Below are 11,327 nucleotides of genomic sequence, written 5' to 3' on the forward strand. Positions count from 1 at the left end.
GCTCGCGCGCGGGGTGACAGCACTGGCCGGCCCGTTCGACCGGCCCACGGTGCACGCCGCCGTCGAACGGTCCGGCATGCGCCGGTCCCCGGTCCCGGCCGTGGCCCAGGGCGGGCCCGCCGACTTCGCGGTCTTCGCCGCCGACGGCCGCTGCCTGGTGACGGTGCTCGGCGGGCGGCTCGTACACCGGCTCGTATAGCGCCGGGTGCCCCTCGGGCTCGGCGCCCTGCGGCCCCGAGGTGTCGTACTGCTTGAATGGGAGGGTGACCCGAGCCTCCCTGGACAAGCAGCCGCACGAAGTCGCTTCGATGTTCGACGACGTGGCGGCGAAGTACGACCTGACCAACGACGTGCTCTCTCTCGGCCAGGCCCGGCTGTGGCGCAAGGAAGTCGCCAAGGCCGTGCACGCGCGCCCCGCCGAGAAGGTCCTCGACCTGGCGGCGGGCACGGCGACGTCCTCGCAGCCGTTCGCCTCGACCGGTGCGTACGTCGTCCCCTGCGACTTCTCCCAGGGCATGCTGCGGGAGGGCAAGAAGCGGCACCCGTGGATGCCGTTCACGGCGGGCGACGCGACCAGGCTGCCGTTCGCGGACGAGGTCTTCGACGCGGTGACGATCTCCTTCGGGCTGCGCAACGTACAGGACACCGACCTGGCGCTGCGGGAGCTGCACCGGGTGACGAAGCCGGGCGGGCGCGTGGTGATCTGCGAGTTCTCGCACCCGTCCTGGGCGCCGCTGCGGACCGTCTACACCGAGTACCTGATGCGGGCCCTGCCGCCCACCGCCCGGGCCGTCTCGTCCAACCCGGACGCGTATGTCTATCTCGCCGAGTCGATCCGCGCCTGGCCCGACCAGCCGGCGCTCGCCGCGCGGTTGCAGGGGGCCGGCTGGTCGCAGGTGGCGTGGCGGAACCTGACGGGCGGGATCGTGGCGCTGCACAGGGGCGTACGGGCCTGAGAGGTGTGCGCGCCTGAGAGCTGTACGCCGGCGGAAAGCGGCCGTCAGTGGTGGTCCCCGTGCCGGCCGAGCGTCTCCACGGGGGTCGCGCCGGGGCGGGTCCACTGCGGTACGGGGCGGCTGGTCGGGCCCCAGGTGGCGTTCCCTTCGGCGTCCGAGCGCCAGTACCAGCACGCGTTCTGCCCCTCGGGCCGGCCCTCGGGGTTGTCCTCCCACGCCTCGCCGCGGCCGTGGAGCGTCCTGTCGAGCAGGGCGAAGGTCCCGTTGACCGGCTCGATTCCACGGCCCGTCGTGGAGTAGGTCAGGAACACGCGGTCGCCGTCGCGCACGAAACTGGTGAGGTACCCCATGTTGCCGCCGACCGGTTCCGCCACGTCGCGCACCGAGTACCAGGGCTGGGTGTAGCCCATGAACGCGACGAAGGAGGCCACCTCGTCCCACCGGCCCGTGGTCAGCATGGCGAACGAGACGCCGCGGGCGTTGAGGTAGACGGCGTCCCTCAGGTGCCAGGCCGCAGTGGTGCAGCCCTCGCACTGCCCCTGGTGCGGAGCGCCGTCGTGCCACATGTGCTTGTAGACCACCAGCTCGTCGCGGCCCTGGAACAGGTCCAGGAACGGGACCGGGCCGTCGGGCCCGACGACCTCGACCGTCCCGTCGAACTCCACCATCGGCAGCCGGCGGCGGGCCGCCGCGATGGCGTCGCCCTCGTGGGTGTGGGCCTTCTCGCGGACCAGCAGCTCGTCACGGGCGGCCTGCCAGGTGGCCAGGCCGACCACGGGCGGGAGGCCGGGCCGCGCGGTGGTCGGATCGTCCGGCGTGGTTGCCATGGTGTCCTCCGTGGTGTCTCGGGTCTGGTGTCTCGTGTGTGGTGACCGTTGTACGACGTCCTACGGACGGTCACCGGAAGAGACTCGCGACCCGGCCGGAACTCATCGCGGCCCGGCACGTTCGCGGACGGGCTCGCAGATCCGTCCGCCCCGCACATCCGACCTACAGATCGATCCGGAAGCAGTACGCCTCCTGCTTCGATGGCGAGATGTACGTCTCCACCAGCTCCATCCCCAGCCGCCGTGTCACCGCGACGGACCGCGCGTTGCGGGAGTTCACCATCGCCACGACCCGGCCGACGCCCGCCGCGCGTACCCGCTCCAGCGTGGTGTTCGCCGCCGCCGTGACGTAACCGCGCCCCCAGTACGCGCGGCCGAGGCGCCAGCCGACCTCTATCTCGCCGACGGGACCGAACTCCTCGTGCGGCCACGGCTGCGCGCCGGTGAAGCCGATCACTTCGCCGTCCCCGTTCAGCATCGTCCACAAGCAGAATCCGCGCTCGGCGTCGTGTCTGCGCTGGCGGGCGGTCAGCTCCTCGTACACGGACAGTTCGGCCGCGGCGCCGCCGTGGAACTCCATGACGTCGGGGTCGTCGAAGATCTTGTGCCAGGCGAAAGCGTCCTCTTCGGTGGGGACACGCAGTCGTACCACCGGCAGCGGCTTCGGCATGGTGTTCATGTGGGCAGCCCTTCAACTTGTCGGTCGGTAGGCAACCGTAGACTGCTCGTGTCCAGTGCCGTCCGGTACGCAAACACAAGTCTTCGGGAGAACCCGCTGTGACCGAGCCCCTCTCCGAAAACACCGCGGATGTGATCGTCGTCGGGGCGGGCCCTGCGGGCTCCACCACCGCGTACTACCTCGCCAAGGCGGGACTCGACGTCCTGCTGCTGGAGAAGACGGCCTTCCCGCGCGAGAAGGTGTGCGGCGACGGGCTCACGCCCCGCGCCACCAAGCAGCTCGTGTCGATGGGCATCGACATCTCCGAAGAGGCGGGCTGGCTGCGGAACAAGGGTCTGCGGATCATCGGCGGCGGCGTACGCCTCCAGCTCGACTGGCCGGACCTCGCCTCGTACCCGGACTACGGACTCGTACGCAAGCGTGACGACTTCGACGAACAGCTCGCCAGGCAGGCCCAGAAGGCGGGCGCCCGGCTGCACGAGCGCTGCAACGTCGGGGCGCCGATCACCGACGAGCGCACCGGCCGCATCACCGGGGTGAACGCGAAGCTGGGCGAGGAGAAGACCCCAGTCACCTTCCACGCGCCGCTCGTCGTCGCCGCCGACGGCAACTCCACCCGGCTCTCACTCGGCATGGGGCTCCACCGCCGCACCGACCGGCCGATGGGCATCGCCGTACGGACGTACTTCACCTCCCCCCGCCACGACGACGACTACCTCGAATCGTGGCTGGAGCTGTGGGACCGCAGGGGCGGGCAGGAGCGGCTGCTGCCGGGCTACGGCTGGATCTTCGGCATGGGTGACGGCACGTCCAACGTCGGTCTCGGCATCCTCGACTCGTCGTCCGCGTTCAGGGAGCTGGACTGGCGCGAGGTGCTGAAGGCGTGGTGCGCCTCGATGCCGGAGGACTGGGGATACACGCCGGAGAACATGACGAAGCCGATCCGCGGGGCCGCGCTTCCGATGGCGTTCAACCGTCAGCCGCACTACAGCAAGGGCCTGTTGCTGGTCGGTGACGCGGGCGGCATGATCAACCCGTTCAACGGCGAGGGCATCGCCTACGCGATGGAGTCGGGACAGCTCGCGGCCGACGTCATGGTGCAGGCGCACTCGCGGCAGAGCCCGGCGCAGCGGGAGTTGGCGCTGCACCGCTACCCGAAGGTCCTCAAGGACACCTACGGCGGGTACTACACGCTGGGCCGCGCCTTTGTGAAGCTCATCGGCAACCCCACGGTCATGAAGCTGGCGGCGCAGCGCGGGCTGACGCACCCGATGCTGATGAAGTTCGCGCTGAAGATGCTGGCGAACCTGACCGACCCGACCGGTGGTGACGCGATGGACCGCATCATCAACGGCCTGACGAAGGTCGCACCGAGGGCCTGAGGCCCCGGCCCGCCGCTCAGGATGTGGGCCGGCCGGCGTCCGTCAGCCGTCGGCCCATTTCCGGAGCGCGTCGCGGTCCGCGAACGCACCGAGATTCGTGTCGAGCGGACTGTCGGTGTACTGGTGGAACTTCCACGTCGCCGAGATACGGGGCTTGCCGGCGGTCACGTAATCCGCGATCCACAGCGCGTCGCCGGCCTCGCTCGTCGTGTCCCGGTTCAGCCAGAAGTCACGGTTGCAGTAAAGACCGACCCGGTGGGTCGGGCCCCTGAGCCGATTCACCTCCTTGAGGAACGCGTCTTTCGCGGCGCAGCTCACGTCGGAGTCCTCCCAGTCGGCCCACAGCGGGTCACCCTCGACGCTGACGCACTCCTCCACGAAGTACTTCGCCTGCGCCTTGATGCTGCCGGGCCGCAGAAAATGATAAAAGCCGACAATCAGCCCGGCGGAGCGGGCATGTGATGCTTGGGCCTCCATACGCGGATTGATGTACGACGTTCCCTCCGTGGCTTTGACGAAGGCGAAATCGAGTCCTTTCGTGCTGAACTTCGAACTTTGGTACGAAGCGACGTCGACGCCTTTAACAGTCATGGTCGGTGCCTCCTGCGCGGGCGGCCACAGCCGGCCCGATGCCGGCCGGGCCCACGTCGTTATGTGAGTGGGAAAACCGATACCCGTACCAGTGCCCAAACGGACGCACCGCACTCACAGTTGGCGTACATACGCCGCGTTGTGCGAGAGAGAAGCCGGATGAGTGAATTGTCCGGGGCTCTCTTTCCTGGACTCTCAGGTCCCAAGGCTTCCTCAGGACTTCAGCGGCTCGCTCAGTTCGATGGCGCGCAGCGCCGCGGCGAGGGCCCGTTCGTCGCCGACGTCGATGGCCGTGTCGGTCATCTTGATGACGTGCTCGTCGCCGTGTGCCAGGGCGAGTTCGAAGACCTCTTCGGAGGTGATGCTCCCGGGGGACACGTACGGCAGGGGCTCCTCCGGCGCGTACATCGCCGTCACGGCGGCGGACGCCGTCCACGCCGCGTGCAGGCTCGGCACCCACAGGTCGCGGGGGAGCGCGGGCAGCGTGCGCAGCACGGCGTTCGGCGCCGTCGCCGCGTGGACGGTCATCGTCGCGTTGCCGTGGCCATGGGTGGCGTAGCGGTGGGTCGCCGCCGCCACCAGTTCGGAGAGCCGCGCCTTCGCGGTGTCGGGTCCGCTCACGCCGTCCGTCCAGGGCGGCAGTTGGCCGACAAGCGCCAGCCGGGCGGCGAAGGAGCCCTGGAGGTCACTGATGGGCGGTACGGCGTCCAGGAACTCCCGCGCCCCCTGGGCGCCGACCGGCGGCGCGACAACGCCCACAGCGCCGGCCAGCGGGCTGTGCCGGGCGGCCCAGTAGCCGAGGGCGTGGGCCAGCTCGGCGAGCCGGGGCTCGCTCTCGCCGCTCTCGGTCAGTACGCGTACGACGTGCCCCACCCGGATCACGGGGTGGGTGGCCGCCCCGTACAGACCGGACAGCAGGCGCGGCCACCACAGCGCGAGCAGCTCACGCCAGGGGCGCTCGGTGATCGCGTGCGAGAAGTACGCGATCCAGTCGGCCGCGCGGCTGATGTCGCCGAGCGCCTCGGGCCAGTTGGCGTCGGTGACGGGAGTGACGGGGGACGGAAAGTCTTCGAGCTTGTCCTCGTAGAGATCCAGCCAGTGATGTACGGCCCCCGACCGGCCGCGCGAGGAGAGCGCCTCGGCCACCATCGGAGCGTGGTTGCTGAGCACCCCCAGGCGCTCGGGTCCGGTGGCGTGCAGCCGCTCGAACGCCTCGTCGAGCGCGCCGTCCGCGTGTTTCGTCGTGTTCGTATCCATGACGAGCACGCTACGGAGGGGTGAAGGGACGCGTATCGGGCCGCGGAACCAGGTGCGGCGCGGCCCGGTGTACGACAAAGGTCCTACGGCGCCCCGGCGGAGAGGGGCGCTGGTAGCCGCGTACAACAGCGGCTACCAGCCCGGGCCGGCGAACAGACCGACTGCCTCGGAGAGAGGACTCGGAGAGCTCAGGAGAGCTCAAAAGGGGTTGAGGGGACTCGAAGACTCAGAGAACCCGGACCGCGCCGGTCGGCGGGTCCCAGTCCAGGGACTTCTCCACCACGCCGCTGCTCGGGTTCTGGGCGCCGATGAACTGGCCGCCGCCCACGTAGATGCCCGTGTGGTACGCGCTGCCCGCGCCACCCCAGTACAGGATGTCGCCCGGCTGGAGGTTGCTCAGCGAGACCTGGGTACCCGCTGTCGACTGCGACTCCGAGACGCGCGGCAGGTCGACGCCGACCGTACGGTACGCGGCCTGGACGAGGCCGGAGCAGTCCCAGGCGTTGGGGCCGGTCGAGCCCATGACGTACGCGTCGCCCAACTGGGCCTGGGCGAAGGCGACGATGGAGGCCGCGGTGCCGGTCGCGTGCGAGGTGGTGCCGGAGTCGGCGGACACCGTGGTGGCGAGCGTCGTGCGCTGCGTCGAGCGCGAGGCGCGGTCGGCGGCCTCGGCCTTGGCGCGCGCCGCTGCCTCCGCCTTCTTCTTGGCCTTCGCGGCCTCCGCCTTGCGGTCGGCGTCCGCCTTGGCCTTCTTGGCGGTCTGGGCCGCGTGCGTGGCGGCCTCGTTCTCCTGCGCCTGGAGCCGCATGGAGAGTGCGACCTGCTGCGTGGCCTCGACCGACTGAGCGGTGGCGGTGGCCAGTCCTGAGGTGATGGTGGGCATTTCGATGGTCTCGGTCACCGGCTCGGCGCTCGCCGGCCCGGCCGCACCGGCCACTGCGATCGTGCTGAGTACGCCGCCGGCGACTCCTGCGCGGAGCGCGGTTCTGGATGCGCTCTGGCGGGGCTTTCGGTGGCTTCGTATCGGGAGAGCGGTGTGGGACATGGGACAACCGCTATCAGGAGTGACCGGGTTGACGTCAAGGAACGTGTGTTGCACCACAGTTACGTTCGGAATCTGTGAATCCGCTTTCTGGAACCTCTTATTGACGCCGTAACGGGCAAAACGGTCATGCGCGATCAGCGCCGTGATCAGAGCTTTTCAGGGAAAGGTCCGGATTGCCCACCGCTTACCATCCCTCCCCTTTCATGGCCAAGCCCCGCTTAATCCACCCTTAGGTCGGAGTGGTGCAGGTCACAGGAAGGTCACTGTCCGGTGAAGGGAGGTATCAATTCTGTCCGGCGTCTTCCGGGCCCCGAATCCTCGTGAATGTATGCACGTGTTCGCGTCGCCCCCGGCGATCGCGAGGCGGACCGGAACGCCCGAAGTGACTCGGAGTCATCCGGGGCGATCGGTGGCGTCGGCCGGCGCGGTGGTGTGCGCCGCGTGCCGATGGTCGCGTGGTGGCCGTGAAGTGCCCCGGGATGGGTACGTCGGGCGGGTTCGACGCGCTTTATCACCCGAAAGTGTCCATTGCCAATTTGCCTGTAGCGGCCATCTCTTGATAGAGCGACACGCTCTCCGACCAGCGGTAACGCCCTCGGATGTCACATCTGGTGATCGCCCACGTGCTTCCCGTATGAAGATCTCCGCTCATCCGACTTCATGATCCATCGTCAGGTGGTGGAGATCACAAAGACGTTGGTGCACCCCGTGTCGCAGATCACAGACCACCGGGCATAGGATGCGGGGCAGCCGGGCTTGTGAACTGCCTCACATAGACACGATCTTGGTGAGGCGGGCGCGAGATTGCCCGGTGCGGTCCAACGGTCAAGGACGACTGGAAGGAGCTGGGGAGCGTGAATGCCTACGCGCCCATCCTCGTACTCGGCGCCATCGGGGCTGGGTTTGCGATCTTCTCCGTGGTCATGGCCACGCTGATCGGCCCAAAGCGGTACAACCGGGCGAAACTTGAAGCGTACGAGTGCGGTATCGAACCGACACCCACGCCCGCCGGTGGCGGTCGTTTCCCCATCAAGTACTACCTGACGGCGATGCTCTTCATCGTCTTCGACATCGAGATCGTCTTCCTTTACCCCTGGGCCGTCACTTTCGACGCCCTGGGGATTTTCGGGCTCGTGGAGATGCTGCTCTTCGTGCTCACCGTCTTCGTCGCCTACGCATACGTATGGCGGCGCGGCGGTCTGGAATGGGACTAGAGGGGCTGAGGGGCCACCAATGGGACTCGAAGAGAAGCTGCCGAGCGGCTTCCTGCTGACCACCGTCGAACAGGCCTCGGGCTGGGTGCGGAAGTCGTCCGTCTTCCCCGCCACCTTCGGCCTCGCCTGCTGCGCCATCGAGATGATGACGACCGGCGCCGGGCGGTACGACCTGGCCCGGTTCGGCATGGAGGTCTTCCGCGGCTCGCCGCGGCAGGCGGACCTGATGATCGTGGCGGGCCGGGTGAGCCAGAAGATGGCGCCCGTTCTGCGGCAGGTCTATGACCAGATGCCCAACCCCAAGTGGGTCATCTCCATGGGGGTGTGCGCTTCATCGGGCGGGATGTTCAACAATTACGCGATTGTGCAGGGTGTGGACCATATCGTCCCCGTTGACATCTACCTGCCCGGCTGCCCGCCGCGCCCCGAGATGCTGATGGACGCCATCCTCAAGCTCCACGAGAAGATCCAGGGCTCCAAGCTCGGGGTCAACGCGAAGGAAGCGGCCCGCGAGGCGGAGGAAGCGGCCCTCAAGGCGCTGCCGACAATCGAGATGAAGGGGCTGCTGCGGTGAGCGACGAGCAGCGACCCGGAGCTGACGACGATCAGTCCGGAAACCATGTTCCCTCCGCACGCGACGAGGCCGGCGACGTCATCCGCGTGAAGAAGGGCATGTTCGGCGCCGAGAACGGTGGGGACACCACCGGCTACGGCGGTCTTGTGAGGACCGTGACGCTGCCGGGCGCGTCCTCCCGTCCGTACGGCGGACCCGACGGGGTCTTCGACGAGATCGCCGACGAACTCGAAGGGGCCCTGGAGGAACAGGGACTGATCCCCGGGAACGCCATCGAGAAGACCGTCGTCGACCGCGCCGAACTCACCTTCCACATCGCCCGTGAGCACCTCGTCCAGGTGGCGCGCACCCTGCGCGACGACCCGGCGCTGCGCTTCGAGCTGTGTACGGGGGTGTCGGGGGTCCACTTCCTCGGCGACAAGGGCCGCGAGCTGCACGCCGTCTACCACCTGCGCTCGCTCACCCACGGCCGGCTGATCAGGCTCGAAGTCTCGGCGCCGGACGCCGATCCGCACGTACCGTCCCTGGTCGCCGTCTATCCGACCAACGACTGGCACGAGCGCGAGACGTACGACTTCTTCGGCCTCATCTTCGACGGGCACCCGGCCCTGACCCGGATCATGATGCCGGACGACTGGCAGGGCTTCCCGCAGCGCAAGGACTATCCGCTCGGCGGTATCGCCGTCGAGTACAAGGGCGCCCAGATCCCGGCTCCGGACCAGCGGAGGTCGTACTCCTGATGTCAGCTCCCCACGAGACCCCGCACGGCGAGGCTCCCCCCACCGCTCCGCACGCGACAGCGCGTGCCACCACCGAGGGCACCGTATATACGGTCACCGGCGGCGACTGGGACGAGGTCGTCCAGTCGGCGGCCAAGAGCGACGACGAGCGCATCGTCGTCAACATGGGTCCCCAGCACCCCTCCACGCACGGCGTGCTCCGGCTGATCCTGGAGATCGACGGCGAGACCGTGACCGAGGCGCGCTGCGGTATCGGCTATCTGCACACCGGTATCGAGAAGAACCTCGAATTCCGCAACTGGACGCAGGGCACCACCTTCGTCACGCGCATGGACTACCTGACGTCGTTCTTCAACGAGACGGCGTACTGCCTGGGCGTGGAGAAGCTGCTCGGCATCGAGGACGACATCCCCGACCGGGCCACCGCCCTGCGCGTCCTGCTGATGGAGCTGAACCGACTCTCCTCGCACCTCGTCGCCATCGCCACCGGCGGTATGGAGCTGGGCGCGACGACGATCATGATCTACGGCTTCCGCGATCGTGAACTGATTCTCGATGCCTACGAGCTGATCACCGGTCTGCGGATGAACCACGCGTTCATCCGGCCCGGCGGGCTCGCCCAGGACCTGCCGGCGGGCGCCGTCGACCATCTGCGCGGCATGATCAAGACGCTCCGCACGAACCTGCCGGAGTACGACAAGCTCGCCACCGGCAACCCCATCTTCAAGGCGCGCATGCAGGACGTCGGCTATCTCGACCTGGCCGGCTGCATGGCGCTCGGCGCCACCGGACCGATCCTGCGGTCCGCCGGACTGCCGCACGACCTGCGCAGGTCCGACCCGTACTGCGGCTACGAGACGTACGACTTCGACGTCCCGACCGCCGAGACCTGCGACGCGTACGGCCGCTTCCTCATCCGGCTCGAGGAGATGCACCAGTCGCTGCGCATCGTCGAACAGGTCCTGGACCGGCTCGAACCGGGTCCGGTGATGGTCGCCGACAAGAAGATCGCCTGGCCGGCGCAGCTCGCGCACGGGCCCGACGGACTCGGCAACTCGCTCGACCACATCAAGAACATCATGGGCACGTCCATGGAGGCTCTGATCCATCACTTCAAGCTGGTGACGGAGGGCTTCCGGGTCCCGGCCGGTCAGGCGTACGCCGCCGTCGAGTCGCCCAAGGGCGAACTCGGCGCGCACGTCGTCTCCGACGGCGGGACGCGCCCCTACCGGGTTCACTTCCGTGACCCTTCCTTCGCCAATCTCCAGTCCATGGCGGCGATGTGTGAGGGCGGCCAGGTCGCCGACGTCATCGTCGCCGTCGCGTCCATCGACCCCGTGATGGGAGGCGTCGACCGGTGACGACCACACCCGCCAACTCCGAGGTGGCCCCGAGTTCCGGGGTCGGCCTAGGCATGCCCGCGCTGCCGGCCCCGGAGTTCCCGGCCGATGTGCGTGCCAGGCTGGAGACCGACGCGAAGGAGATCATCGCGCGGTACCCCGGGGCCCGGTCCGCGCTGCTCCCGCTGCTGCACCTCGTACAGGCCGAGGAGGGCTTCGTCTCCCGTACGGGGATGGCCTTCTGCGCGGAGCTGCTCGACCTGACCACCGCCGAGGTCACCGCCGTCGCGACCTTCTACACCATGTACCGGCGCAAGCCCGGCGGTGACTACCAGGTCGGCGTCTGCACCAACACGCTCTGCGCGGTGATGGGCGGCGACGCCATCTTCGACGAGCTGAAGCAGCACCTCGGCGTCGGCAACGACGAGACGACCGAGGACGGCAAGGTCACCCTCGAACACATCGAGTGCAACGCGGCCTGCGACTTCGCCCCCGTGGTGATGGTCAACTGGGAGTTCTTCGACAACCAGACGCCGGACAGCGCCAAGCAGATCGTCGACGACCTGCGCGAGGGCCGCCCCGTGGCGCCCACCAGGGGCGCGCCCCTGTGCACGTACAAGGAGACGGCGCGCATCCTCGCCGGCTTCCCCGACGAGCGCCCCGGCGCCGTCGAGGCGTCGGGCGGCGCGGGTCCCGCCTCGCTGGTCGGCCTGCGGCTGGCC

12 protein-coding genes and 1 pseudogene are annotated in these 11,327 nt (G+C 68.7%); 8 read left to right on the forward strand and 5 right to left on the reverse strand.

From position 1 onward, the window contains the following. A pseudogene (locus QR77_RS49030) lies at window positions 1–199 on the forward strand (hypothetical protein); the annotation flags it as partial. A 64-nt stretch (window positions 200–263) separates the two neighbouring features. Next, window positions 264–956, forward strand: coding sequence for a demethylmenaquinone methyltransferase (locus QR77_RS24100; protein WP_040024211.1), 693 nt, complete (start codon window positions 264–266; stop codon window positions 954–956). 44 nt (window positions 957–1,000) lie between these two features. Here QR77_RS24100 and QR77_RS24105 read toward each other — a convergent pair whose 3' ends face one another. Together QR77_RS24105 and QR77_RS24110 are read right to left on the reverse strand one after the other, a co-directional pair. Further along, window positions 1,001–1,783, reverse strand: coding sequence for a DUF899 family protein (locus tag QR77_RS24105; RefSeq protein WP_040024212.1), 783 nt, complete (start codon window positions 1,781–1,783; stop codon window positions 1,001–1,003). A 163-nt stretch (window positions 1,784–1,946) separates the two neighbouring features. Next, entirely contained in the window at window positions 1,947–2,453 is a 507-nt protein-coding gene (locus QR77_RS24110) for a GNAT family N-acetyltransferase (protein ID WP_040028559.1), read from the reverse strand. A 107-nt stretch (window positions 2,454–2,560) separates the two neighbouring features. On the opposite strand from QR77_RS24110, the gene QR77_RS24115 reads away from it, so the two are divergent. Continuing rightward, window positions 2,561–3,844 carry a geranylgeranyl reductase family protein gene (locus tag QR77_RS24115; RefSeq protein ID WP_040024213.1) on the forward strand — a complete coding sequence of 428 codons (1,284 nt, stop codon included), beginning with the start codon at window positions 2,561–2,563 and terminating at the stop codon, window positions 3,842–3,844. Window positions 3,845–3,886: 42 nt separating this feature from the next. Here QR77_RS24115 and QR77_RS24120 read toward each other — a convergent pair whose 3' ends face one another. The 3 genes from QR77_RS24120 to QR77_RS24130 all read right to left on the reverse strand — a co-directional run bounded on the left by QR77_RS24120 (window position 3,887) and on the right by QR77_RS24130 (window position 6,737). After that, window positions 3,887–4,435 carry a glycoside hydrolase family 25 protein gene (locus tag QR77_RS24120; RefSeq protein ID WP_040024214.1) on the reverse strand — a complete coding sequence of 183 codons (549 nt, stop codon included), beginning with the start codon at window positions 4,433–4,435 and terminating at the stop codon, window positions 3,887–3,889. 213 nt (window positions 4,436–4,648) lie between these two features. Beyond that, window positions 4,649–5,692 (reverse strand): questin oxidase family protein, encoded by a 1,044-nt coding sequence (locus tag QR77_RS24125; RefSeq protein ID WP_040028560.1) that lies wholly within the window; start codon window positions 5,690–5,692, stop codon window positions 4,649–4,651. Between the two features lie 226 nt (window positions 5,693–5,918). Next, a complete protein-coding gene (locus QR77_RS24130) occupies window positions 5,919–6,737 on the reverse strand; it encodes a C40 family peptidase (protein WP_040024215.1) in 819 nt (272 codons plus the stop codon). An 854-nt stretch (window positions 6,738–7,591) separates the two neighbouring features. Here QR77_RS24130 and QR77_RS24135 point away from each other — a divergent pair. The 5 genes from QR77_RS24135 to nuoE form a co-directional block, all read left to right on the forward strand. Then, on the forward strand, window positions 7,592–7,951 hold the full coding sequence (locus QR77_RS24135) for an NADH-quinone oxidoreductase subunit A (RefSeq protein WP_040024216.1): 360 nt from the start codon (window positions 7,592–7,594) through the stop codon (window positions 7,949–7,951). Between the two features lie 19 nt (window positions 7,952–7,970). Next, window positions 7,971–8,525, forward strand: a complete 555-nt coding sequence (locus QR77_RS24140) for an NADH-quinone oxidoreductase subunit B (RefSeq protein ID WP_040024217.1) — start codon at window positions 7,971–7,973, stop codon at window positions 8,523–8,525. Beyond that, window positions 8,522–9,265 (forward strand): NADH-quinone oxidoreductase subunit C, encoded by a 744-nt coding sequence (locus tag QR77_RS24145; protein ID WP_040024218.1) that lies wholly within the window; start codon window positions 8,522–8,524, stop codon window positions 9,263–9,265. Before QR77_RS24140 ends, QR77_RS24145 begins: the two co-directional genes overlap by 4 nt. After that, window positions 9,265–10,626, forward strand: a complete 1,362-nt coding sequence (locus QR77_RS24150; RefSeq protein WP_040024219.1) for an NADH-quinone oxidoreductase subunit D — start codon at window positions 9,265–9,267, stop codon at window positions 10,624–10,626. Before QR77_RS24145 ends, QR77_RS24150 begins: the two co-directional genes overlap by 1 nt. 53 nt (window positions 10,627–10,679) lie before the next feature. Further along, the coding region (gene nuoE, locus QR77_RS24155; RefSeq protein ID WP_052489018.1) for an NADH-quinone oxidoreductase subunit NuoE at window positions 10,680–11,327 on the forward strand (648 nt) is incomplete at its 3' end.

The organism is Streptomyces sp. 150FB, assembly GCF_000818195.1.
Taxonomy (GTDB): Bacteria; Actinomycetota; Actinomycetes; order Streptomycetales; family Streptomycetaceae; genus Streptomyces.

What these genes read in the sequence shown, in the direction of transcription:
- QR77_RS24125 (WP_040028560.1), bottom strand. Translation starts at nt 5,692, where the DNA reads ATGGATACGAACACGACGAAACACGCGGACGGCGCGCTCGACGAGGCG.
- QR77_RS24130 (WP_040024215.1), bottom strand. Translation starts at nt 6,737, where the DNA reads ATGTCCCACACCGCTCTCCCGATACGAAGCCACCGAAAGCCCCGCCAG.
- QR77_RS24105 (WP_040024212.1), bottom strand. Translation starts at nt 1,783, where the DNA reads ATGGCAACCACGCCGGACGATCCGACCACCGCGCGGCCCGGCCTCCCG.
- QR77_RS24110 (WP_040028559.1), bottom strand. Translation starts at nt 2,453, where the DNA reads ATGCCGAAGCCGCTGCCGGTGGTACGACTGCGTGTCCCCACCGAAGAG.
- QR77_RS24140 (WP_040024217.1), top strand. Translation starts at nt 7,971, where the DNA reads ATGGGACTCGAAGAGAAGCTGCCGAGCGGCTTCCTGCTGACCACCGTC.
- QR77_RS24120 (WP_040024214.1), bottom strand. Translation starts at nt 4,435, where the DNA reads ATGACTGTTAAAGGCGTCGACGTCGCTTCGTACCAAAGTTCGAAGTTC.
- QR77_RS24150 (WP_040024219.1), top strand. Translation starts at nt 9,265, where the DNA reads ATGTCAGCTCCCCACGAGACCCCGCACGGCGAGGCTCCCCCCACCGCT.